This is a genomic window from Streptomyces sp. NPDC004788 (genome assembly GCF_053601115.1).
The window spans coordinates 1-23,306 of record NZ_JBSGBF010000049.1 but is presented as its reverse complement, the minus strand read 5'-3'; the positions used below and the strand labels follow the sequence as shown (position 1 = coordinate 23,306).

General features: G+C 71.5%; 20 protein-coding genes and 1 pseudogene. 13 read left to right on the top strand and 8 right to left on the bottom strand.

What is annotated here, in order from left to right:
• Positions 1 to 398: 398 nt before the first annotated feature.
• Positions 399 to 1,322 (top strand): DMT family transporter, encoded by a 924-nt coding sequence (locus ACWEJX_RS21745; protein ID WP_451609062.1) that lies wholly within the window; start codon positions 399 to 401, stop codon positions 1,320 to 1,322.
• On the opposite strand, the gene ACWEJX_RS21740 is transcribed toward ACWEJX_RS21745, so the two are convergent.
• Positions 1,234 to 2,112 carry a LysR family transcriptional regulator gene (locus ACWEJX_RS21740; RefSeq protein WP_451609061.1) on the bottom strand — a complete coding sequence of 293 codons (879 nt, stop codon included), beginning with the start codon at positions 2,110 to 2,112 and terminating at the stop codon, positions 1,234 to 1,236. The genes ACWEJX_RS21745 and ACWEJX_RS21740 overlap by 89 nt on opposite strands.
• A 14-nt stretch (positions 2,113 to 2,126) precedes the next feature.
• Positions 2,127 to 2,396, bottom strand: a pseudogene (locus tag ACWEJX_RS21735) (PLD nuclease N-terminal domain-containing protein); the annotation flags it as partial.
• A 112-nt stretch (positions 2,397 to 2,508) separates the two neighbouring features.
• On the opposite strand from ACWEJX_RS21735, the gene ACWEJX_RS21730 reads away from it, so the two are divergent.
• The 3 genes from ACWEJX_RS21730 to ACWEJX_RS21720 are packed head-to-tail and all read left to right on the top strand — an operon-like array spanning position 2,509 to position 5,558.
• A complete protein-coding gene (locus ACWEJX_RS21730; RefSeq protein ID WP_451609060.1) occupies positions 2,509 to 3,960 on the top strand; it encodes a menaquinone biosynthesis decarboxylase in 1,452 nt (483 codons plus the stop codon).
• Positions 3,957 to 4,859, top strand: coding sequence for a menaquinone biosynthesis prenyltransferase MqnP (gene mqnP / locus ACWEJX_RS21725; protein ID WP_451609059.1), 903 nt, complete (start codon positions 3,957 to 3,959; stop codon positions 4,857 to 4,859). The genes ACWEJX_RS21730 and mqnP overlap by 4 nt, the downstream gene beginning before the upstream one ends.
• Before the next feature lie 30 nt (positions 4,860 to 4,889).
• Positions 4,890 to 5,558 carry a UbiX family flavin prenyltransferase gene (locus ACWEJX_RS21720; RefSeq protein WP_451609094.1) on the top strand — a complete coding sequence of 223 codons (669 nt, stop codon included), beginning with the start codon at positions 4,890 to 4,892 and terminating at the stop codon, positions 5,556 to 5,558.
• A 7-nt stretch (positions 5,559 to 5,565) separates the two neighbouring features.
• Here the strand turns inward: ACWEJX_RS21720 and ACWEJX_RS21715 are convergent, their stop codons facing one another.
• On the bottom strand, positions 5,566 to 5,691 hold the full coding sequence (locus tag ACWEJX_RS21715) for a hypothetical protein (RefSeq protein ID WP_403800618.1): 126 nt from the start codon (positions 5,689 to 5,691) through the stop codon (positions 5,566 to 5,568).
• 125 nt (positions 5,692 to 5,816) lie between these two features.
• On the opposite strand from ACWEJX_RS21715, the gene ACWEJX_RS21710 reads away from it, so the two are divergent.
• The 5 genes from ACWEJX_RS21710 to ACWEJX_RS21690 all read left to right on the top strand — a co-directional run bounded on the left by ACWEJX_RS21710 (position 5,817) and on the right by ACWEJX_RS21690 (position 11,567).
• Complete coding sequence (locus ACWEJX_RS21710; RefSeq protein ID WP_403800263.1) at positions 5,817 to 6,272, top strand: Lrp/AsnC family transcriptional regulator; 456 nt, start codon at positions 5,817 to 5,819, stop codon at positions 6,270 to 6,272.
• A gap of 58 nt (positions 6,273 to 6,330) precedes the next feature.
• Positions 6,331 to 7,494, top strand: a complete 1,164-nt coding sequence (mqnE, locus tag ACWEJX_RS21705) for an aminofutalosine synthase MqnE (RefSeq protein WP_451609058.1) — start codon at positions 6,331 to 6,333, stop codon at positions 7,492 to 7,494.
• A gap of 74 nt (positions 7,495 to 7,568) precedes the next feature.
• Positions 7,569 to 7,835: a DUF4229 domain-containing protein gene (locus ACWEJX_RS21700; protein ID WP_451609057.1), complete on the top strand. Its 267-nt coding sequence runs from the start codon at positions 7,569 to 7,571 to the stop codon at positions 7,833 to 7,835.
• Positions 7,836 to 8,216: 381 nt separating this feature from the next.
• Positions 8,217 to 9,551, top strand: a complete 1,335-nt coding sequence (locus ACWEJX_RS21695; RefSeq protein ID WP_451609056.1) for a dicarboxylate/amino acid:cation symporter — start codon at positions 8,217 to 8,219, stop codon at positions 9,549 to 9,551.
• 108 nt (positions 9,552 to 9,659) lie between these two features.
• Positions 9,660 to 11,567: an AMP-dependent synthetase/ligase gene (locus tag ACWEJX_RS21690; protein ID WP_451609093.1), complete on the top strand. Its 1,908-nt coding sequence runs from the start codon at positions 9,660 to 9,662 to the stop codon at positions 11,565 to 11,567.
• A gap of 69 nt (positions 11,568 to 11,636) precedes the next feature.
• On the opposite strand, the gene ACWEJX_RS21685 is transcribed toward ACWEJX_RS21690, so the two are convergent.
• The 4 genes from ACWEJX_RS21685 to ACWEJX_RS21670 all read right to left on the bottom strand — a co-directional run bounded on the left by ACWEJX_RS21685 (position 11,637) and on the right by ACWEJX_RS21670 (position 18,341).
• Positions 11,637 to 12,305, bottom strand: coding sequence for a pyridoxine/pyridoxamine 5'-phosphate oxidase (locus ACWEJX_RS21685; protein ID WP_451609055.1), 669 nt, complete (start codon positions 12,303 to 12,305; stop codon positions 11,637 to 11,639).
• Positions 12,306 to 12,344: 39 nt separating this feature from the next.
• A complete protein-coding gene (locus ACWEJX_RS21680) occupies positions 12,345 to 15,698 on the bottom strand; it encodes a hypothetical protein (RefSeq protein WP_451609054.1) in 3,354 nt (1,117 codons plus the stop codon).
• A gap of 146 nt (positions 15,699 to 15,844) precedes the next feature.
• A complete protein-coding gene (locus tag ACWEJX_RS21675; protein WP_451609053.1) occupies positions 15,845 to 17,077 on the bottom strand; it encodes an FAD-dependent monooxygenase in 1,233 nt (410 codons plus the stop codon).
• Between the two features lie 97 nt (positions 17,078 to 17,174).
• Positions 17,175 to 18,341: a thiolase C-terminal domain-containing protein gene (locus tag ACWEJX_RS21670; protein WP_451609052.1), complete on the bottom strand. Its 1,167-nt coding sequence runs from the start codon at positions 18,339 to 18,341 to the stop codon at positions 17,175 to 17,177.
• Positions 18,342 to 18,457: 116 nt separating this feature from the next.
• Between ACWEJX_RS21670 and ACWEJX_RS21665 the strand changes: the two genes are divergently transcribed.
• Both ACWEJX_RS21665 and ACWEJX_RS21660 read left to right on the top strand, forming a co-directional pair.
• Entirely contained in the window at positions 18,458 to 19,744 is a 1,287-nt protein-coding gene (locus ACWEJX_RS21665) for an acyl-CoA dehydrogenase family protein (RefSeq protein ID WP_451609051.1), read from the top strand.
• Positions 19,745 to 19,765: 21 nt separating this feature from the next.
• Positions 19,766 to 20,218, top strand: coding sequence for a nitroreductase family deazaflavin-dependent oxidoreductase (locus tag ACWEJX_RS21660; RefSeq protein ID WP_451609092.1), 453 nt, complete (start codon positions 19,766 to 19,768; stop codon positions 20,216 to 20,218).
• A gap of 115 nt (positions 20,219 to 20,333) precedes the next feature.
• Here the strand turns inward: ACWEJX_RS21660 and ACWEJX_RS21655 are convergent, their stop codons facing one another.
• Positions 20,334 to 20,981, bottom strand: coding sequence for a TetR family transcriptional regulator (locus ACWEJX_RS21655; RefSeq protein WP_451609050.1), 648 nt, complete (start codon positions 20,979 to 20,981; stop codon positions 20,334 to 20,336).
• A gap of 206 nt (positions 20,982 to 21,187) precedes the next feature.
• On the opposite strand from ACWEJX_RS21655, the gene ACWEJX_RS21650 reads away from it, so the two are divergent.
• Positions 21,188 to 21,973: a VOC family protein gene (locus ACWEJX_RS21650; protein WP_451609049.1), complete on the top strand. Its 786-nt coding sequence runs from the start codon at positions 21,188 to 21,190 to the stop codon at positions 21,971 to 21,973.
• 245 nt (positions 21,974 to 22,218) lie between these two features.
• Positions 22,219 to 23,306 (top strand): serine/threonine-protein kinase (locus ACWEJX_RS21645; RefSeq protein WP_451609048.1); only part of this gene is annotated, 1,088 nt, incomplete at its 3' end.

Genomic DNA, 23,306 nt, shown 5'->3' with positions numbered 1-23,306 from the left:
GAATCCCGCCGTCGCGAACCCTTTCCCCGCCATCAACCACTTCCACCTGCCAAACACACCGCCCTGACCCCATGGAAGGGGTCTGTTCGGTGTTGATGGCGGGCGAAGGGCTGTCCCGCACCACCTCACCACCCACCGACGGTGACCAGCGGGGCATGAACCCCAACCGGCCCATCGCGCAGCGACGCGACGAAGGAGCGCCCTTGAGGGGCCGGCGGAGGGGGCCACACTCGGAGAGAGGGCGGCCGCACGTCGCCCATTCGACAGCGCTCACCCCGACCGTCTCGGACCTCCGCCCCACTCGCGCGTCACGCCATCGGCTCCGCCGATTCCCCCATCGGCAGCGTCCCCCACTGGCTCGTGGACCGCCCCCGGCCCCCGTTCGTAGCGTCGTCGGCATGAGAAACGAGACGACACGCGGGACCCTCGAACTGACCCTGGCCATGGTGCTGTCCGGCACCCTCGGCGTCTTCGTCGTGCAGTCGGGGGCGTCGCCGTTCACCGTCGTGTTCTTCCGGTGCCTGTTCGGGGCGCTCGCGCTCGGGGTCTACAGCCTTGTCCGCGGGTTCTTCACCGGGCACGGGTTCACCCCTCGCAAGCTCGGGCTCGCCGCGCTCGGTGGGGCGTTCATCGTCTTCAACTGGGTGTTCCTGTTCGAGGCGTACGAGGCCACCTCGATCTCGTTCGCGACCGTCGTCTACCACACGCAGCCGTTCTTCCTCGTGCTGTTCGGTGCGGTCGTGCTGCGGGAGCGGATCGGTGCGGGGAAGCTGGGGTGGCTGGGGGTCGCGTTCGCCGGGCTCGTGCTCGTGTCGGGGGTGCGGCCGGGGGACACGGCGTCGCTGAAGGGGCTCGGGTTCGCGCTGGCCGCGGCCGTGCTCTATGCCGCATCGACCATCGTCACCAAGCGGATCAGCGGCGTACGGCCGCACCTCATCGCGCTCGTGCAGGTGAGCGTAGGGATTCCGCTGTTGCTGCCGTTCGCGGACTTCGGCGAGGCGGCCCGGCTCGGGGCCGGGTGGGGATGGCTCGCGGGGCTCGGGCTCATCCACACCGGGGTGATGTACGTGCTGATGTACGCGGCGTACGCCAAGCTGCCCACCGCCCGGATCGCGGTGCTCGCCTTCACCTACCCGGCCGTCGCGATGGGCGTCGACTGGGCCGTCTACGGGCACCACATCGGGCTCGTGCAGGCGCTCGGCGTGCCGCTGATCGTCCTCGCGAGCCTGAAGGTCACTCTCGGGCGAGCCGCCGCGCCTGCTCCACGAACAGCCGGACGTGCGCCGGCAGTCGTTTCCCGCGCCGCCACGCGATCTGCGTGAAGAGGGTGAACGGCGGCTCCCAGTCGAGCGCCACCAGCTCCCCGGACGCCAGTTCCCCCTCGACGGTGATCCGGGGCAGCAGCGCGATGCCGAGCCCGGCCGCCACGCCCCGCTTGCTCGCCTCGATCGTCCCGTACTCCGTGAAGAGCGGCCCGTAGGGCTTCAGTTCCGCCTCGAACAGGTCTCGGTAGGCGCAGCCCGGCTCGGTGCCGACCAGACCGACCGCCGCCAGGTCCGCCGTCGTCAGTCCGGTCCGGCCGGCCAGCGGGTGACGGGGTGCGGCCACCAGGACCAGCGGCTCGGCGCCGAGGACCTCGCTCTCCAGGCCCTCGTGCGCGGTCTCCCGCTCCATCAGGAGGCCCAGGTCGTACGTGCCCTGGCGCAGCGCCTGCCGGGTCGCGTCGCCGAGGGTGGGGCGCAGCGAGAGCCGTACGCCCGGATAGCGGTGGTGGAAGAGCTCCAGGAGCGGCGGCAGCCGGTAGGAGGTCAGCGACTCCATCGTGCCGACGGTGATCGTCCCGGCCGGTTCGCCGTCCCCGGCCGCCACCGCCGCCCGGGCCTCCGCGGCGAGCGCGATCATCTGCCGGGCGTACGGCAGGAGCCGCTCGCCGGCCTCGGTGAGGCGGATGCGGGAGCCGAGCCGTTCGAAGAGCTCGGCGTCGAGGTCGGCCTCCAGGGCGCGGATCTGGGCGGTGACGGACGACTGGGCGTACGCGAGCTCTGCGGCCGCCCGGGTGAAGGAGAGGACCGTCGCGACCTTCTCGAACGTGACGAGGAGCCGGAGCTCCATCAGTTCTCGGTGTCCTTGTCCTTGTCCTGCTGCTCGTCGAGCGACCTCAGGAACTCCGGGTTGTCGTCCGGCGCCACCCACCGGCCGGCCGCCCGGTCCCGGGCCGCACGCTGCTTGCCCGCCGCGATCCAGCCGACCGCGCCGACGACCCACACGAGCAGGATGATGAGCACCCACACCACCTTCGGCAGGTGCTTGACCTCGTCCTCGGGGGTGTTCAGGCAGTCGATGAAGGCGTAGATCATCAGCGCCAGCGGCAGGATGAACAGCAGAGCCCTGAGCATGTGCGAAAGCCCCCTGGAAGCGGCGGCCGAAGCAGCGGCCAAGCGGTGGCGGGGGCGCGTCCGGCGGCCCCGGTGACAGGCTCAGACTAGCCGGTGACCGATACTTGCCCGTATGGCTTACGACGATCTCCGCTCGCTGCTCAGGGCACTGGAGCGCGAAGGCGACCTCAAGCGCATCAAGGCCGAAGTCGATCCGTACCTGGAGGTCGGGGAGATCGTCGACCGGGTGAACAAGGCAGGGGGTCCCGCGCTTCTCTTCGAGAACGTCAAGGGTTCCGCCATGCCGCTCGCCATGAACGTCTTTGGTACGGACCGCCGGCTCCTCAAGGCGCTGGGCCTGAAGTCGTACGAGGAGATCAGCGAGAAGATCGGCGGGCTGCTCAAGCCGGAGCTGCCGCAGGGCTTCGTCGGCGTCCGCGAGGCGTTCGGGAAGCTGGGCTCGATGGTCCACGTGCCCCCGAAGAAGGTCAAGGAGGCGCCCGTCCAGGAGGTCGTGCTCACCGGCGACGACGTCGACCTCGACCTGCTGCCGGCGCTCTTCACGTGGCCCAAGGACGGCGGCTCCTTCTTCAACCTGGGGCTCACCCACACCAAGCACCCGGAGACCGGGGTCCGCAACCTCGGCCTCTACCGCCTCCAGCGGCACGACAAGCGCACCATCGGCATGCACTGGCAGATCCACAAGGACAGCCGCAACCACTACGCGGTCGCCGCGGAGCGGGGCGAGCGGCTGCCGGTCGCGATCGCCTTCGGCTGCCCGCCGGCCGTCACGTACGCCTCGACGGCGCCGCTGCCCGGCGACATCGACGAGTACCTCTTCGCGGGCTTCGTGCAGGGCAAGCGGATCGAGATGGTCGACTGCAAGACCGTGCCGCTCCAGGTCCCCGCACAGGCGGAGGTCGTGATCGAGGGCTGGCTGGAGCCGGGCGAGATGCTGCCCGAGGGGCCGTTCGGCGACCACACCGGCTTCTACACCCCGCAGGAGCCGTTCCCTGCGCTGAAGATCGACTGCATCACGATGCGGCGGCGCCCGCTGCTCCAGTCGATCGTGGTCGGCCGCCCGCCGACCGAGGACGGCCCGCTGGGCCGGGCCACGGAGCGGTTCTTCCTGCCGCTCCTCAAGATCATCGTGCCGGACATCGTGGACTACCACCTGCCGGAGTCCGGCGGCTTCCACAACTGCGCGATCGTCTCGATCGACAAGAAGTACCCGAAGCACGCGCAGAAGGTCATGCACGCCATCTGGGGCGCGCACATGATGTCGCTGACCAAGCTGATCATCGTGGTCGACAAGGACTGCGATGTCCATGATCTTCACGAGGTGTCCTGGCGGGCGCTGGGGAACACGGACTATTCGCGTGACCTGACCGTCGTGGAGGGGCCGGTGGACCATCTGGACCACGCCTCCTACCAGCAGTTCTGGGGCGGCAAGGCCGGCATCGACGCGACGAAGAAGCTGCCCGAGGAGGGCTACACCCGGGACGGCGGCTGGCCGGACATGGTCGAGTCGGACCCGGCGACGGCGGCCCTGGTGGACCGCCGCTGGAAGGAGTACGGGCTGTGACGACCGCGGCCGTCCCCGGCGCCCAGCCGGGGCGCACGAAGGCTTTCCTCAGGCTCGTGATGATCGAGCACTCGGTCTTCGCGCTGCCCTTCGCGTACATCGCCGCCCTCACGGCCATGTACGAGACGGACCAGCAGATCCACTGGTGGACGCTGTTCCTGGTGACCGTCTGCATGGTGGGCCTGCGCACCTTCGCCATGGCCTGCAACCGCATCATCGACCGCGAGATCGACGCCCGTAACCCGCGCACCGCGAACCGGGAGCTGGTGACCGGCGCGGTGTCGGTGAAGTCCGCGTGGACCGGGGCCGGCATCGCCGTCGTCGTCTTCCTGGGCGCGGCGGCACTGCTCAACCCGCTGTGCCTGGCGCTCGCGCCGCTCGCGGTGATCCCGATGGTGGTCTACCCGTACGGGAAGAGGTTCACGAACTTCCCGCACGCGATCCTCGGTCTCGCCCAGTCCATCGGCCCGATCGGCGCCTGGCTCGCGGTGACGGGCGAGTGGTCGTGGGAGGCGGTGATCCTCGGCCTCGCGGTCGGCATCTGGATCGGCGGCTTCGACCTGATCTTCGCCTGCCAGGACGTCCAGGCGGACCGCGCCCACGGCGTCATGTCCGTTCCGGCCCGCTTCGGCATCCCGGCCGCCCTGTGGGGCGCGCGGGCCTCGGCGGTCGTCACGACGGCGCTGCTCGTCTGGTACGCCCTGGCGACGGAGGCGGGCGGCTTCTTCTGGGCGGGCCTGGTGATCGTGGTGGTGGCGTTCTGCTACGAGCACTCGATCGTGAAGCCGCACGACCTGTCGAGGCTGAACCGGGCGTTCTTCACCGTCAACGGCTTCATCGGGATCGCGCTCTTCGTGTGCGCGCTGCTCGACCTCCTCGTGCGCGGGCTGACGCCCTAGTGGCCGGATAGGCTCGGCCGCGTGGAGCCGGTGAACAAGCAGCAGCGTCGTCCGTGGGTCGTGGGGGTGTCCGGGGCGTCGGGCACGCCGTATGCCGCGTCCGTACTGCGGGGACTGCTCGCGGCGGGGGAGAGCGTCGACCTGGTGGTCTCGCGGGCCTCGCGGCTGACGCTGCTCGACGAGACGGGGATCGCCTTCCGGGACGCGCACTGGCGCGAGGACCTGGCGACCTGGCTGGCGCGGGGCGCCGACGGGAAGCCCGACACCTTCGACGTCGATGTCAGCGACGTGCGGTACTGGGCGGCCGGGGACCTGGCCGCCGGGCCGTCCTCGGGGTCGTACCCCGTCAAGGGGATGCTGATCGTGCCGGCGTCGACGGCCGCCGTGGCGGGGGTCGCGCTCGGGCTCTCGAAGGATCTGCTGCAGCGGGTCGCGAGCGTGACGCTCAAGGAGCGGCGGCCGCTGGTCGTCGCCGTGCGGGAGACCCCGCTGAACGGGCAGACGCTCAGGCACATGGTGGCGCTGGACGAGGCGGGCGCCGTGGTGCTGCCCGCCTCTCCGGCGTTCTACGCGGGTGCGACGCACATCCAGGACCTGGTGGACTTCGTCGCGGGGCGGGTGCTCGACGCGGCAGGGGTGCCGCACGAGCTGTACCGCCGTTGGGAGGGAGAGCTCGGTGGAGCATCCCCGACCCGGTAGTAGAGGGCTAGCGCTTCTTGGCGGCCTTCTTGGCGGCGCGCTTCGAGGCGGCGGAGGTCTTGTACGCACGCGAGCGGTTGGCCATCTCCTGCAGCTCGCGCATACGGGCGTAGGCCATCTCGATCGTGTACACGGTGAACACCACTCCTGAAAGATCGTCTTTGATCCACTGAAAGATTCACAGGGTGTCGGCCCTGTGTGCCTTAGATTCTATACCTATACTCGCGGTATCGCTGGACAATGGAAGGCTTCATACCTATGGACGCCGTGGACAGGCAGCTCATCCAGGCCCTGCGCGAGAACGGCCGGGCCTCATACGCCGAGCTCGGACGGCTCGTCGGGCTCTCCGGCCCCTCCGTCACCGACCGCATCAACCGCCTTGAGGCCGCCGGGGTCATCACCGGCTACCGCGCCACCGTCGACGCCACCTCGCTCGGCCTCGGCGTGACCGCCCTCATCGGCATCTCCCTCTCCGACGCCGCCGACCACGAGGACGTGGCCCGCCGGCTGAAGGACCTGGCCGAGATCGAGGACTGCTGGTTCATCGCCGGCGACGACTCCTTCATGCTCAAGGTCCGCGCGTCGGACGTCGACGGCCTGGAGAAGACGATCCGCCGGCTCAGCGGCACGAAGGGCGTGTCCCGGACGCGCACCACGATCGTGCTGTCGACGAAGTGGGAGAACCGGGTCGGGGATCTGCCGGAAGAGGGCTGAGAGTACGGTTGGGGAGCCTGATTACAGACAGTGCGGATGAGAGTGGGAGGCGGCCGTGATGGACGCTGGGCTCAAGCGTGAGCTGGAGCAGAAGGTCCTCGCCGGCGAGCGGCTGAGCCGTGAGGACGGCATCGCCCTGTACGAGTCGGACGACCTCGCCTGGCTCGGCGGACTGGCCCACGAGGTCCGGACCCGCAAGAACGGCGACGTGGTGCACTTCAATGTCAACCGGCATCTGAACATGACCAACGTCTGCACCGCCTCCTGCGCCTACTGCTCCTTCCAGCGCAAGCCCGGTGAGAAGGACGCGTACACCATGCGCATCGAGGAGGCCGTGCGCCTCGCGAAGGCGATGGAGGGCGAGAACCTCACCGAGCTGCACATCGTCAACGGGCTGCACCCCAACCTGCCCTGGCGCTACTACCCGCGCTCGCTCTCCGAGCTGAAGAAGGCGCTGCCGAACGTCTCGCTCAAGGCCTTCACCGCCACCGAGATCCACCACTTCGAGACCATCTCGGGGCTGAGCGCCAGTGAGATCCTCGACGAGCTGATCGAGGCCGGTCTGGAGTCGCTGACCGGCGGCGGCGCCGAGATCTTCGACTGGGAGGTCCGGCAGCACATCGTGGACCACAACACCCACTGGGAGGACTGGTCCCGGATCCACCGGCTCGCGCACGAGAAGGGTCTGAAGACCCCGGCCACCATGCTGTACGGCCACATCGAGGAGCCGCGCCACCGCGTCGACCACGTGCTGCGGCTGCGCGAGCTGCAGGACGAGACCGGCGGCTTCCAGGTCTTCATCCCGCTGCGGTACCAGCACGACTTCGTGGACATGAAGGACGGCAAGGTCCGCAACAGGCTCCAGGCCCGCACCACGATGGCCACCGGAGCCGAGGCCCTGAAGACCTTCGCCGTCTCCCGGCTGCTCTTCGACAACGTCCCGCACCTCAAGGTCTTCTGGGTGATGCACGGCGTGCAGACCGCACAGCTGGCGCTCCAGCACGGCGCGGACGACATGGACGGCTCGGTCGTCGAGTACAAGATCACGCACGACGCCGACAACTACGGCACCCCGAACAAGCTGACCCGGGACGACCTCCTGGAGCTCATCCGGGACGCCGGTTTCCGGCCGGTGGAGCGCAACACGCGCTACGAGGTCATCCGCGAGTACCCGGGCCCGGACGCCGGGCTCCGCGAGTCGCCGCAGCCGATGCGCGTCTGAGGACCCCCCTCCGAATGATCGCTTTCGCGCGTGCTTCACTGGAGGCTCGCTCGTCCGGTATGGGAGGAACTCGCATGCTCCGTTACACCCTCATGCGCCTCGGCATCTTCGCCGGCAGCTTCCTCGTGCTGTGGGGTCTCGTCTACGCGCACGTGCTGCCGCGCGGCCTCGGCGACTCCAACCTGCTGTGGGTGCTCCTGCTGTCCATCGTCGTGTCGGCGCCGCTGAGCTTCGTCCTGCTGCGCAAGGAGCGGGACCGGATGAGCGTCGACATCGTGGCGCGGGTCGACCGGGCGAAGGGTCGCCTGGAGGCGAACCGCTCCGCCGAGGACGCCGCCTGAGCCGTAGCGCCGCAGCCGCATAAAGGCCGCGTAAGCAGCATCACAGACTCCGCCCCTGGCGGGAGCTTCGAAGGCTCCCGCCAGGGGTTTTCTGCGTTCCGAAGGCTGAGACGCCGCCCTGGCACCCCTTTACCTCAAAGAACTGCTTTGAGGTTCTCAAAGTACAAGTGTTAACGTTCTTGCCATGAAGACCGCAGTGCGCCCCCGTGAGGCCGCGAGCAGCCTGCTCGTGGCGCGCCTGCACGTCGATCTGTGCCGCTGTATGTCCGCGGTCTGTTGCCGCGCCTTCTGATCCGGCATCATGCAGCGGCCCGCGCGAAAGCGCGTGTGTGCCGCACCCCCGTCCCGTATTCCCCCGATACGCACCAGTGGAGTGTGCCCGTGTCCGCGTCTGCGCCCGCGCCCGTGGCGAAGTCCCGTATACCCAAGGTCCCGTTCTGGGCCCAGATCGTCGCCGGTCTCGTCATCGGCGTCCTGCTCGGCTGGGTGGCCCGCAGCCAGGACGTCGGCTGGCTCAAGGAGACCCTGACCCAGGTCGGCGGCATCTTCGTCCAGCTCCTGAAGCTCGCCGTCGCCCCGCTCGTCTTCTTCGCGATCCTGGTCTCGATCACCAACCTCCGCAAGGTCAACAACGCGGCCCGGCTCGCCGTGCAGACCCTCGTCTGGTTCATGATCACCTCGCTGATCGCCGTCTCCATCGGCCTCGCGATCGGCCTGCTCACGAACCCGGGCTCCGGCACCGGCCTCACGCCGAAGGACGGCAAGCTGCCCGAGCACCACGGCAGCTGGATCGACTTCCTCACCGGCATCATCCCGACGGACGTCATCACGCCGTTCACCGAGCTGAACGTCCTGCAGATCGTCTTCATGGCCGCCGTCGCCGGCATCGCCGCGCTCCAGCTCGGGGAGAAGGCCGCGCCGCTGCTCACCCTCTCCGAGTCCGCGCTCCAGCTGCTGCAGAAGGCCCTGTGGTGGGTCATTCGGCTGGCCCCGATCGGCACCGCCGGCCTCATCGGCCGCGCCATCGTCAACTACGGCTGGGACCTGCTCGGCAAGTACGCGACCTTCACCGTCGACGTCTACGTCGGCTGCGCGCTCGTCCTCTTCGGCGTCTACCCGCTGCTGCTCGCGACCGTCGCCAAGCTGAACCCGCTGCAGTTCTACAAGGGCGCCTGGCCCGCCATCCAGCTGGCCTTCGTCTCCCGCTCCTCCGTCGGCACCATGCCGGTCACCCAGCGGGTCACCGAGCGCCTCGGCGTCCCGAAGGAGTACGCCTCCTTCTCCGTGCCGTTCGGCGCCACCACCAAGATGGACGGCTGCGCCGCGATCTACCCGGCGCTCGCGGCGATCTTCATCGCGCAGATCTTCGACGTCCAGCTGGGCGTCAAGGAGTACCTGCTCATCGCCTTCGTCTCGGTCATCGGCTCGGCGGCCACCGCCGGTCTCACCGGTGCGACGGTCATGCTGACGCTGACCCTCTCCACCCTGGGCCTGCCGCTGGAGGGCGTCGGTCTGCTGATGGCGATCGACCCGATCCTCGACATGATGCGCACCGCCACCAACGTCGCCGGCCAGGCCCTGGTCCCGGTCATCGTCTCCGCCCGCGAGAAGATCCTGGACCTCGCCGCCTACGCGTCGGCCTCGGCCTCCCCGGTCGACGAGCCGGCCGACGCCGAGCAGGCCGAGCAGAAGGTCGCGGTCCCGGCCGCCGCCTGACGCGAGCCGCGTGTCGTACACACCGCGCCCCGGACCCGACGGTCCGGGGCGCGGTGCGTTTGCAGGGGGCGCTGCCCGGATCTGTCCAAATCCCTTCCCACGCCCTAGATTTACTCGGAAGTAAGGTTACTGTCCGGTTCTCGATGCCCCGAGGAGCCGCACGTGCCCGTCACCGAGGTCTCCGTACCCGCGCTCGTCCCGCCCGTGCGGCGCGGCTCGCTCGCCGACCTGCCGTACGAGACCGCCCGCGAGGACCCGGCGGCCGTGCTCTTCGCCCGCAAGGCGCCGGACGGCGGCTGGACCGACGTCACCGCCTCCGCCTTCGCCGCCGACGTGCACGCCGTCGCCAAGGGGCTCGTGGCGCACGGGCTGCGGCCCGGCGACCGGCTCGCGCTGATGGCCCGTACCCGGTACGAGTGGACGCTGCTCGACTTCGCGGCCTGGGCCGCCGGGCTGATCACCGTCCCGCTGTACCCGACCTCGTCCGCGTACCAGACCCGCTGGATCCTCCAGGACTCCGGCGCCACCGCCTGTGTCGTCGAGGACGCCGCGCAGGCCCGGCTGGTCTCCGCCGAGCGCCGCCAACTGCCCGCGCTCGGCCAGCTGTGGGTCCTCGACACCGGCGCCGTCGACCAGCTGCGAAGAGCCGGCGCGCGGGTGGCCGACGAGGCCGTCACCGCGCGGCGCGGGCTGCTCACCCCGCAGGACCTCGCCACCCTCATCTACACCTCCGGCACCACCGGCCGGCCCAAGGGCTGCGCGCTCACCCACGCCAACTTCTTCGCCGAGGTCGACAACGCGGTCGAGCTCCTGCACCCCGTCTTCCGCTCGGTGACCAAGGAGCCGGCGTCCACGCTCCTCTTCCTCCCGCTCTCGCACGTCTTCGGGCGCATGGTCGCCATCGGCTGTGTCCGCGCCCGGGTGCGGGTCGGCCACGCGCCGTCCATCGAGAGCGACGAACTCCTCGCCGACCTCGCGAGCTTCCGCCCGACCTTCCTGCTCGCCATCCCGTACGTCCTGGAGAAGGTCTTCCACACCGCCCGCGCCACCGCCGAACGCGCCGGCCGCGCCGCCTCCTTCGACAGGGCGGCGCGGGTGGCCGAGCGGTACGGCAGGGAGCGGTACGGCCAGGGGCAGGACGCGCGGGAGGCGCGGGACGCCCAGCCGTCCCTCGGGCTGCGCGCCGCCCGCGCCCTCTACGACCCGCTCGTCTACAAGCGCATCCGCGCCGCGCTCGGCGGCCGGGTCCGCCACGTCATCTGCGGCGGCTCGCCGCTCGGCGCCCGGCTCGCCGAGTTCTTCGCGGGCGCGGGCATCGAGGTGTACGAGGGGTACGGCCTGACGGAGACCACCGCCGCCGCCACCGTCACCCCGCTGCACGGCCCCCGCCCCGGCACCGTCGGCCGCCCGCTGCCCGGCACCGCCGTCCGGATCGCGCCCGACGGCGAGATCTGGCTCAAGGGCGGCCATGTCTTCGCCGGTTACTGGGACGCCCAGCGCGGCGTCGCCCTGCCGTACACCGACGACGGCTGGTTCCCCACCGGCGACCTCGGCGCTCTCGACCACGAGGGCCATCTGCGCATCACCGGCCGCAAGAAGGACATGATCGTCACCTCCGCCGGCAAGAACGTCGCCCCGGCGCCTCTGGAGGACTGGCTGCGCGCCCACCCGCTGGTCGCCCAGTGCATGGTGCTGGGCGACAACCGCCCGTTCGTCACCGCGCTCGTCACCCTCGACCACGAGGGCCTGCTGCACTGGCGCCGGATGCGCCACAAGGACCACCTCGCGCTGTGGGAGCTGGCCCGCGACGAGGAGCTGCTCGCCGTGGTCCAGCGCGCGGTCGACGAGGCGAACCGGCTGGTGTCGCGGGCCGAGTCGATCCGCGCGTTCCGGATCCTGACCACGGAGTGGACCGAGACGAGCGGGCACCTCACGCCCTCCCTGAAACTCAGACGGAGGGCGGTGCTGAGGGACTTCGCGCGGGAGATCGACGCGATGTACGGGGACCCGGGCTGATCGGGGCCGATCCGGGCTGGCCAGGGCCGATCGGGGCCGGTTCGGGGCCGGTCCGGGCCGATCGGGGCGCTACGGCCAGAGCAGCTCGCGCGCCCAGGCCCCGGTCTCGGTGGTCCTCCGGTACCTGAGCCGTACGTGCCGGCGCTGCTCGTCGCCCTGGAAGAACTCGACCTCGGCCGGCTCCACCACGTACAGCGTCCAGCTCTCCGCGTGCGCCTCCGGCTCACGCTGGGCCCGGTCCCAGGCCGCCGCGCTCGCCTCCGCGAGCTCGCCGAGCGAACCGAGCACCTCGCTCTGGTGCCCGACCAGCGCGGAGGCGAGCGCCCCGGCGGTCCGGGCGTGCAGATCCGCGTACGCCTCCTCCTGTGTCCCGGTCACCACCCGGCCCCGCACCCGCACGGCCCGGCCCTGCGCCGGCCAGTAGAAGTTGAGCGCCGCCTCGGGCCGGGCGGCCAGCTGCCGGCCCTTCGCGCTGCCGGCGTGCGAGCCGAAGTGCCAGCCGCGCGCGTCCACGTCGTGCAGCATCACCGTCCGCACGTCGGGCCGCCCGTCCGCGTCCACCGTGGCGAGCGCCATGGTGTGCGGCTCGACCGCCTTCGCCTCCACCGCGCCCGCGAACCACGTGTGGAAGAGCGCCACCGGCTCCTCCGGCACGTCCGCCGGATCGAAGGCGGGCAGCTCGGTGTCCCAGACCCGGAGAGACCGCAGGGCCTCCTGAAAACGCCGTTCGTCGTCCATGGCGTCCATCATGAGGCCCTGCGCTGCCGATCCGGGGGATCAGTCGGTGTAATAACCCGTCACGTCGGCGATGAGGTCGACGGTGCCGTTGTGGTTGTAGAAGGTGATCTTGCCGTCCTTGACCGGGACGATCACACCGTTGGGCACGGTCTGCCCGGCGACGAAGTTGAGGTTCGACGCGGACGGGCGGGGCGTGCCGTACGGGTAGACGGAGACGAAGCTCGTCGCCGTCGGGTTGGTCGCGGTGACGTTGAGGACGACGGCCTTGTACTTCGTGCCGACGGTGAGGCTCACCGTCTGGCCCGCGCCGACCTTGGCCTTGGCGACGCCGGTGCCGTCACGGGTGTCCATCAGGCGCTTGGGCTGCATGCCGGTGAAGACCGCGCCGGCGCCGCCCTTGAAGTACCCGGCGACATCGGCGATCACGTCCACCGACCCGGCTCGGTTGTAGAAGGTGATCTTGCCGTCCTTCACCGGGACCACGGCCATGTTGGGGACGGTCTGCCCGGCCTCGAAGTTGACGTTCGAGACGTTCGGGCGGGCGGTGCCGTACGGGTAGACCGACACGAAGCTCGCCGAGGTGGCGTTGGTCGCCGTCACGTTCAGGGCCACCGCGGTGACACCCGGCTCGGTCACCGGAAGGGTCACCGTGCCGCCGGCCTGGATCTTCGCCTTCGGCACGCCGGTGCCGTTGCGGGTGTCCATCAGGCGCTTCGGGGCGACCGGCTGGTAGGTGGAGCCCGAGGTGCCCTCGGCGTAGTAACCGGCGATGTCGGCGAGGAGGTCGACGGAGCCGTTCTTGTTGTAGAGCTGGACGTAGCCGTCGATGACGGGGACGGTCACCAGGTTCGCGGCGGTCTTGCCGGCCTTGAAGTTGAGGCTGGAGGACGAGGTGCGCAGGGTGCCGGACGGGTAGACGGAGACGAAGCTGTCGGCCGTCGCGTTGGTGGCGGTGACGTTGAGGACCACGGAGGTGAGCCCCTCGGTCGGTACCCCGGCCGTGCCCGCCACCTTCAGCAGGACCGTGCCGTTCGGGCCGATCTTCGCCTTCGGGGCGCCGAGGCCGGAGCGGGTGTCGAGGAGCCGGGTCGGGGTGACCGGGGAGAAGGTGCCGGGCAGGGTGGTGAGCGAGCTGCCCTTGACGTCGAAGACGTCCCAGAACACCTGGGCGTTGCCGATGCCGTCGAGCGGACGGGCGGTCAGCTCCCAGCGGTACTGCCCGTTCTCGACGGCGCGGCCACGGGAGTCCTTGCCGTCCCACTTCACGCGGACGGCGGCGCCGGTGCCGCTCGTCCCGGTGAACGTACGGACGCTTTCGCCGTCGCCCTTCGCGACGCGCAGCGTCCAGGCGCCGACCTGCTTCGAGAAGCGCCACACGGGGGACCAGGTGGCGGGCGCGGGCTCGACACCGGAGCCGGTGAAGGTCAGCGGCTCGACCGTGTGCTGGAGCCGTGCCAGCGGCTGCGCCGTGACACCGGTCTTCTTGACGTGGATGTTCTTCTCGGCGTCGACGAAGGCGACACCGCCGCCGAACTTGTCCACGGTCCAGGTCGACCGGCGGCCCGAGCCCATCCCGGCCGGGAGGTCGGCGAGGTCGCGGGTCTCGCCGGAGACCGCGTCGGTGAGCTTCAGCGTGTCGCCCTCGTGGCGCACGACGAAGCCGTCACCGAGCAGGGCCTCGCCGGCCGGGACCGGCACGCTCTTCTTCGCGGTCTGGTCGTAGACGCCGGCCTTGTCGGCGCCGCAGGCCCAGTAGAGCCAGCGGCCGACGGCCTGGAGCTCGGTGGGGCGGCAGCCGGAGCCGAGGTCGACCGGTGCCGAGGTGGTATTCGTGCGGAGGTCGTAGGCGTTGACCTGACCCGGGGTCGCGGCCGGCTTCCAGACCTTGGTGTCCCACAGCGCCGCGGCGGTGTCCTGGAGCGTGAGCCGTACGTCCGTCGCGCTGGTGCCGTCGTTCTGGAGGTCGGCGACGTACTTGGTGGTGCCCCGCTCGGCCAGGACGTAGCGGCCGGCGCCATCGATCACCGTGGCGTGGGCGACCGGGAGGTCGGCGGTGCGGCTGGTGGTGCCGTCGGTCCGGGCGTAGAGGCGGTTGTCGTGGGTGTAGACGGAGTCGCCGTCCCCGAGCGACACCAGGCCGGGGGCGGACGGAGCGTCGGTGACCTTGGCGCGCAGGCGCGGGGCGCCCGCGGACGCCGGGTCGGTGGTCAGGTCGACGTCGACGTCGTGGAGGCCCAGCGCGTCGATGCCCGACACGTCGTCGCTCAGGAAGTTCAGCCGGCCGCCGCCCAGGGCGATGCCCGCGAAGCGGGCCGGGGCGGCCGGGATCTCGGACACTTTGGTGAGCTTCGGCGCGCCGTCCTCGCCGATCGTGACGCGCTGCACCGCCCAGTCGTCAGCGCCCGTGCCGCCGACGGCGAGGACGCTGCCGTCCGGGGCGGCGGCGAGCTGCGCGGCCGCGTGCGGCAGGAGGTCCCTGACCTCGCCAGTGCCGATGCGGACGGCCTTCAGCGGGTTTCCGGTGACGGTCATCTCGGTGCGCTGCGAGGGCTGCTCGACGACCAGGACCCAGTCGCCGGCGATCGCCAGCTCCGCGTTCCAGGTGTCCTGGAGCGAGGGCATCGGCGTCTCGGTGGTCTGCTTCGGGTTGTCGCGCGGGGCCGTCAGGACCCGGTAGTTGAGAAAGTCGTAGTACGCGATGCGGTCGGCGCCCAGCTCGACGTACACGCCCTCGCCGCTCGACGCCGCCGGCTTGAGCGTGGCGGTCGCGTAGTCGAGTACGTAGTCGACCCCCGACTGGCCCGGCTCGCGGTAGAGGCGGAGCAGGGCGCCGTGCGAGTCCTGCTGACGGACCTCCACCTCGGCGAACTGCTCGGTCAGCGGGGTCACCGCGCGCTCGGTGGGCTTGCCGTCGACGAGCTGGAGCAGCTGGATCGCGTCGAGGTACGTCCCGTCGGGGCGCAGGGTGGACGTCACCGCGGTGTCGGCGTTGAAGGCGCCGGTGAATCGCCGGCCTTCCGGCAGCACCACGTCCAGGTGTTCCTGCCCGGTGGCCACATCCCTGACCTTGACGTGGTCGGCGGTGACCGCCGGGTAGAGGCCGGAGTGGCCCTTGGTGGCCTGCTCTTCGGTGATCGGCTTGTCGGTGCCGGTCCCGGTGTCGGTCCAGACCCAGCCGGCGCTTCCGGTCTCTCGCCGGTGGGCGTAGCCGGTCGGGCCGACCTGGCCGAGCTGTTCGCCCTGGGGCTGGAAGCGGCCCGGGTTCGGGATCACGACCTCGTCGGCCGCCGGGGTGTCGGCGGCGAGGGCCGGGGTGGTGAGTGCGGTGCAGAGGCCGGCGGAGATGGCGGCGGCGGTGGCGAGGGCCAGTGTTCTGCGGGTGCGTATGTGCAAGGAAGTTCCCCTCCGTGAGCCTGATAGGCAGGGACGGGCGGCCTTCGTGCGCGGGTCTCCCCGCGCTGCCCCCTCCGGCGCTTCCCGTCCGAAGGCGCGATCGTAACAGGGGCCTCACGTGCACCGGTAGGGGTTTTCGAACGCGTTCAGGCCGCCTCGGCCCTCGCCGCGTACTCCTTCACCGGCACCGCCGTCGACGCCCGCTGGATCTCCTCGCGGATCTTCTTCGCGATGAGGTTCTTGAACGGGGTCTTCGGGAGCGTGCGGACCATGAACATGCGCAGGGCGATCTTCCAGCGGGAGGAGACGGTCATCTCCTTGGCGAACTTCTCCGCGAAGCGCCGGTTGAGTTCGACGCCCGGGCGCATCAGTTCCTCGTACGCGGCGAAGGCGGCCAGGTGGTCGCCGCCGGCCGCGGCGAGTTCGCCGGCGAGGACGTAGGCGCCGGTGAGGGCGAGGCCGGTGCCCTGGCCGGAGGCGGGGGAGGTGCAGTGGGCGGCGTCGCCGAGGAGGACGACGCGGCCGCGGGACCAGCGGTCCATGTGGATGGTGGCGATGGAGTCGAAGTAGAAGTCGTCGGCGTCGGCCGCGTCCGCGATCAGGCGCGGGATCTCCCAGTCGTCGCCCGCGAAGGCGTCGGCGAGGAGGCGCTTCTGGGCGGCGGTGTCGCGGTGGTCGTAGGGGAGTTCGGCGGGGGCGGCGAAGACGAAGCAGTTCTTGGCGGTGCCGGCCCGCTCGCCGGCGGTGGCGTAGACGGAGATCAGCTTGTCCGGGCGGGCGTGGTAGGTCTCCCAGCGGGTCAGGCCGAGCCGGTTGGGCGCCGAGAAGATGGAGATGTACGCGCCGAGGTGGCGCTTGAACCGCCGCTCGTCGCCGAAGACCAGGCGGCGGGTGTGCGAGTGCAGGCCGTCCGCGCCGACCACCAGGTCGAAGCGGCGGACGGTGCCCGAGTCGAAGGTGACGGTGACGCCGTCCGGGTCCTCGGCCAGGCTCGCGATCGAGTCGCCGAAGAGGTACTCGACGTCGTCGCGGGTCCGCTCGTACAGGATCCGGGCGAGGTCGCCGCGCATGATCTCGTCGTCCTGCTCGGTGCGGCCGCCGAAGATCTCGGCGGGCAGTTCACCGACCGTACGGCCACGGGAGTCGACGTACGAGCCGCCCGCCATGTCGGTGGAGTGGGCGCGGACCTCGTCGAGGATGCCCATCCGGGCGCAGATCCCGATGGCGTCGCCGCGCAGGTCGACCTTGTACCCGCCGGTGCGCAGGGCGGGCGCCTTCTCGACGACGGTCGGGACGAACCCGTAGCGGTGCAGCCAGAGGGCCAGGGCGGGGCCGGCGATCGAGGCGCCGGAGATCAGGACGGTCTTGGCAGCACGCATGGCGGGACTCCTTGTCGGGTGGTGCGGGGCCGCTCCGGCCCCGCACAGGCGACTATACGGATGTCCTACACGCTTGTCTATGACGGATGTGTAGATCTCAGTCCCGGCCCAGCACCACCGTTCCCGAGGAGCAGAACCAGCCCCCCGTCCCCGATGCCACCGCCAGCTCCGGCAGCGAGCCGTCCGGCCGTCGCACCTGTAGCCCCGGCGCCTCGCCGCGCAGCTGCCGTACCGCCTCCACCAGCAGGAACAGCCCCCGCATCCCCGGGTGGCAGGCGGACAGGCCGCCGCCGTCCGTGTTCACCGGCAGCCGGTCCTTCTCCGCGAAGTACGCGCCGCCCTCGCCCTTCGCGCAGAAGCCCAGGTCCTCCAGGGTCACCAGGGTCATGTAGGTGAACGCGTCGTAGATCTCGGCCAGTTCGATGTCCTCAGGCCGCACGCCCGCCCGCTCGAAGGCGAGCCGGCCGCTGACGGCGGCCGGGGAGACCGTGAAGTCCTCCCACTCCGACATCGTGGTGTGCGAGACGTACTCGCCCGTGCCGAGGATCCACACCGGGGCCTTCGCCGTGTCGGGGATGTACTCCTCGGCCGCGAGCAGCACCGCGCAGCCGCCGTCGCTGCGGATGCAGCAGTGCAGCTTGGTGAACGGGTCCGCGATCATCGGGCCGCCCTGGACCTCGTCGACCGTGACCGGGTCGCGGAACATCGCCTCCGGGTTCAGCGCCGCGTTCGCCCGCGCCTGCACGGCGACCTCGGCGAGCTGCTCCAGGGTGGTGCCGTACTCGTGCATGTGGCGGCGGGCGGCCATCGCGTACTTGGCGATCAGGCTGTGCCCGTACGGGACTTCGAACTGGAGCGGGCCGCGCGCCCCGAAGGAGAGGTTGCCGGTGCGGCGGCGCGCCCGGACGTCGGCGCGGGCGGTGGAGCCGTAGACGAGCAGGACGGCGTTGGCATGTCCGGCGGCGATGGCGTCGGCGGCGTGCGCCGCCATGACCTCCCAGGTGGCGCCGCCGACCGAGGTGGAGTCCACCCAGCGCGGGCGCAGGCCCAGGTACTCGGCGACCTCCACCGGCGCGAGGACGCCGAGGCCCGCCGAGGCGAGGCCGTCGATCAGTGAGCGGTCCAGGCCGCTGTCGGCGAGGGCGCGCCGGGCGGCCTGGGCGTGCAGGGCATAGGGCGTGGCCTCGTCGACCCGGCCGCAGTCGGAGAGGGATATGCCGACGACGGCGACGCGCCGACGGCGGTCCGTTGTGGTGGTGGGCATGAATCTGACGGTACATCAGATTTGGCGGATCGGGAGGTCCGCCGGGCTGTGCTTCTGCTCCGCACGGTCCTAGCATGACGCACCGTCAGATACGAGGGACCCCGGAAGGGAGACCCATGCGTACCGCCGCCGTCACCGAAGAACAGCTGGAGCATCGGCAGGAGGTCCGGCGGGAGATCCGCCGCACCCTGCGCGAGCTCCTCGCCAAGCGCGCCGGACCGGCCGGGACCCGAGCCGCCGTCGCCACCCCCGAGGGCTACGACACCGGACTCTGGGCCACCCTCGCCGGCACCCTCGGCCTGCCCGGCCTCGCCCTGCCCGAGCGGTACGGCGGAGCCGGCTGCGGCCCCGCCGAACTGGCCGTCGCCTGCGAGGAGACCGGCCGCGCCCTCACGCCCTCCCCGCTCCTCGCCACCGCCGTCCTCGCCGCGCCGCTGATCACCGCGCTCGGCACCGCGGCGCAGCGCGCCGACCTGCTGCCCCGCATCGCGGACGGCTCCCTGACCTGTGCCCTCGCCCTGTCCGGCGGCTCCCTCCCGCTCGCCCTCGACCTCGTCGGCGACAACACCGCCACGCCCTGGTCGGGCGGCGGCCGCTCCGGCGGCGTCCAGGCCGTGCCGCTGCCGGAGGGCGGCTGGTCGCTGTACGGGGAGGCCGGCCACGTCCTCGACGGGCACAGCGCCGGGCTGCTCCTGGTCGCGGCGCACACCGGCGGCTTCCCGCGCAGCCGTACCCTGCTCTTCCTCGTGAAGGCGGCCGCGACCGGTCTCGTGCGGCGCCGGGAGGCCACCCTCGACCTCACCCGCTCCCAGGCGGCCCTCGAACTCCGCCACGTGTCGGCGGAGTTGCTGGGTGCGGAGCCGCTGGACGTGCTCGGCGCGCTCGCCACGACCGGGCGCGCCGCCGCCGTCGCGCTGGCCGCCGAGGCCGTCGGCGCCGCCCGCGGAGCCCTCGACCGTACCGTCGAACACGCCGCCACGCGCGAGCAGTTCGGCCGGCCGATCGGCTCCTTCCAGGCCCTCAAGCACCGGCTCGCCGACCTCCTCGTCCAGATCGAGTCGGCGCGCTCGCTCACCCACTGCGCGGCGGCGGACGCCGATCCCGTCTCCGCCGGGCTCGCCCTCGCCCAGGCCCTCGAAGCCCAGCGGGCGGCGGCCGCCGAGACGATCCAGCTGCACGGCGGGATCGGCGTCACCTGGGAGCACGACGCCCATCTGTACTTCAAGCGGGCGGCGGCGGACGAGCTGCTCTTCGGCCCGGCGGTGGCCCTGCGGGCGCGGGCCGCCGAGCGCGCCGCCCTCTTCGGCGAGGCGGGCGGGACCTCCGGGGCGTCCGGGGCTTCCGGCGCCCCTGGGACCTCCGGGGCCTCCGGGGCGTCCGGCGCCTTTGGGGAGGTGGCGTAGGTGCCGATCGGGCTGCGCGTGATGCAGAAGGTCTCCTCCACCCGTACCTTCGCCAAGGTCGCCCCGCACTTCGTCCCCGCCATGGACCGGGCCGTGCACCGGCTGACCCGGGGCAAGGTGATGCTGAGCGCGCGCATGCTGCCGGGCGTCGTCCTCACCGCCAAGGGCGCGAAGAGCGGGCAGCCGCGGGTCACCCCGCTCGCCTGCATGCCGGAGCCGGACGCCGGCACCTGGGTGCTCGTCGGCTCCAACTTCGGCCGGCCGGGGCATCCCGCCTGGACCGCCAACCTGCTCGCCCACCCGGACGCCGAGGTCAGCTGGCGCGGCGAGAGCTTCCCCGTACGGGCGCGGCTGCTCACGGGGGAGGAGCGGGCGGAGGCGTGGCGGGCGGTGCTGGCGTTCTGGCCGCCGTACGCGACGTACCAGGCGCGGATCGAGCGGGAGATCCGGCTGTTCCGGCTGACGCGCGCCTGATCCGGGCCGGGCGCAAAAAACCGGCGGTGGTCCCCCGTACGCGTACACGTACGTGGGGCCACCGCCGGCGCGACAGGACGGGTGAAGGAAGCGGGGCGCTCCCCGGGCTGCGGGGTTACTTCGTCGGCTTCTTGCCCGTGATCCCCAGATGCACCAACAGGGCGAGGTTCGGCTTGAGTTCGGCCTGCTTCACACCCCAGGTCTGGAAGCCCTTCTGGTGGCCGGCGACCGCCGCCAGCATCGCCACCAGCGAGCCCGCCATCGCCGCGGGGCTGATGTCCTTGTCGACCTTGCCCTTCGACTGGAGCTCCTTCACCGCGTCCGTGAGGGAGTTGGTGACCGAGTTCAGGATCTTCATGCGGATCTTGTAGAACCGCTTGTCGCCCTCCGCGGCCCCGAGGTCCACCACCCGCAGGATCGCGTCGTGCTTGCGCCAGAAGTCCAGGAATCCCTCGACCAGTTCCTCGGAGGTCTGCCACCCGGCCTTGCCGACCCAGGAGCGGCCGGAGACCAGATCGGTCAACCCCGCGCCCTCCTTGGCCATTTCCTCCGCGATCTCGAGGACGGCGCCCTCGACGTCAGGGAAGTACTGGTAGAACGTCGCGGGTGAAGTCCCCGCCTTGCGGGCCACGTCGATGACCTTGACGTCCCGGTAGGGCGAGGAGCTGAGCATCTCACCGAGGCAGTCGAGCAGCTTCTGCCGCGTCGCCTGGCCGCGTCGTCCGGCCACGCGGCCGTCGACGGTGCGTACTTGTCCTGTCATGCCGTCAGCTTACCGAGGGGTGATCCGCGCGCGATTCGGCCGACTGCAAATGGGGGCCACCCCTCGCCGGAGGGGTCCCGCGGGGCCTCCCGGCTCCCTCCACAGCACATTCGTCTTATTAACAGCCTGTGGAAAACTTCGGTGGACAACCGACGGGCCGGGAGTCGCGGCGTGCGCCGCCGCGATCCGGCACCCATCCTGAAGCCATGGCCGTATTCACACAGGGCACCCCGTGCTGGGTGGACGCGCAGCTTCCCGACCTCCAGGCGGGCAAGCGCTTCTACGGCGAGCTGTTCGGCTGGAGCTTCGACCCCGACCGCGACGAGGCCCTGCTGCGCGGCCGCCGCGTGGCCGGGCTCCTGCCCAAGCGGGACGGGCGGATGCCCACCACCTGGACCGTCTACCTGGCGGCCGACGACGCGGGCATCGTCGCCGAGCGGGTGAAGGCCGCCGGCGGCCGGATGGTGATGGAGCCCTATCCCGTCGGCCCCTTCGGCGTCCTCGCCCTCGCCGCCGACCCCGGCGGCGCCGTCTTCGGTCTGCGGCAGGCGGGTGACGCCGACGGCTTCGAGGTCGTCGACGAGCCCGGCGCCTTCTGCTGGCTGGAGGTCCACACGAGGGAGCCGGACGCGGTCGACACCTTCTACGCCTCCGTCTTCGGCTGGCTCGGCCGCCAGTCGCAGCCCGTGGGCCCCACGGAGGCCGACTACCGCGTCTGGTCCCCGCCCCGCTCCGGGGCGGGCTCCTGGCCCTCCGCCTTCGGCGGCCGCGCCGTCATCACCGACGCCTTCCCCGCCGAGCTCCCCGGCCATGTCCTCGTCCACTTCGCCGTCCGCGACTGCGACACCGCCTGCGCCACCGCCGTCCGCCTCGGCGGCCGGGTCACCACCGACCCCGTCGACACCCCGCACGGCCGCACCGCCGTCCTCCAGGACAACCAGGGCGCGCGTTTCGCCGTCCTTGAGAAGCGGGCGGCGAAGCCGTCCGGGTGAACACCCGAGCGACGGCCGCCGCGACAGCCGGAAGGGAGCTGGAAGGCCCCCGGAAGGCAGCCGGAAGGCAGCTGGAAGGCACCCGGAAGGCGGCTGGAAGGCCCCCGGAAGGGCGGGTGCCGGGACGGTCGATATGACCTGTGACACCCCGATCCGCCCCCGGGTTCGCAACCACCGCCCCGGACAGGAACAATCAGGGTCCACGGGGCCGTACCCTCATGGCCCTACGGGGAGGTGGCAGGCAAGTGGAGCAGCTGACGCAGCACGACCCGAGAAGGATCGGGCCCTTCGAGGTGCTGGGCCGGCTCGGCGCGGGCGGAATGGGCCTGGTGTATCTCGCGCGCTCGGCGTCCGGGCGGCGCGTGGCGATCAAGACCGTCCGGACGGAGCTCGCCGAGGACCAGCTGTTCCGGGTCCGCTTCACCCGGGAGGTGGAGGCCGCGCGGGCGGTCTCCGGCTTCTACACCGCGGCCGTCGTCGACGCCGATCCGCGCGCCGCCGTGCCGTGGCTCGCGACCGCGTACGTCCCCGCTCCCTCCCTCGAAGAGATAGTGAACGAGTGCGGGCCGCTCCCGGCCCAGGCGGTGCGCTGGCTCGCGGCCGGCGTCGCCGAGGCCCTGCAGTCGATCCACGGCGCCGGGCTCGTCCACCGCGACCTCAAGCCGTCCAACGTCCTCGTCGTCGAGGACGGCCCCCGGGTGATCGACTTCGGCATCGCGTCCGGCGTCTCCAACACGCGCCTGACCATGACCAACGTCGCCGTCGGCACCCCCGCCTACATGTCGCCCGAGCAGGCCCGCGACTCGCGCAGCGTCACCGGCGCCAGTGACGTCTTCTCGCTCGGCTCGATGCTGGTCTTCGCCGCCACCGGCCATGCCCCGTACCACGGCGCCAACCCCGTCGAGACGGTCTTCATGCTGCTGCGCGAGGGCCCGGACCTGGAGGGCCTGCCGGACGAGCTGCGGCCCCTGATCGACGCCTGCATGCAGATGGACGTCTCGAAGCGGCCCACCCCGGCCGACCTCCAGGCGATGCTCGCCCCGCACCTCTTCGGTCCGGCGGACGGCGGCGACGACAGCGGCACGGCCGCGGCCTGGCTGCCGCAGCGCGCCACGGCCATGATCGAGTCGCGTCGCGGCGGCCGGCCCAGCGCCCCGCCGGCCCCGGTGGCGCCGCCGATGCCGCCGAGCCCGCCCGGCGATCCGCGCGGTGGCGAGCGGCCCGGCGGTGGCCGGCCCGGCGGTGACCGGCCCGGTGGCGGCCGTCATGCCGGCCCGGCGGCCGAGCCGGTCGGGGCCTCCGCCGTCGCCCCCGCATCCGGCGACGGCGGTCC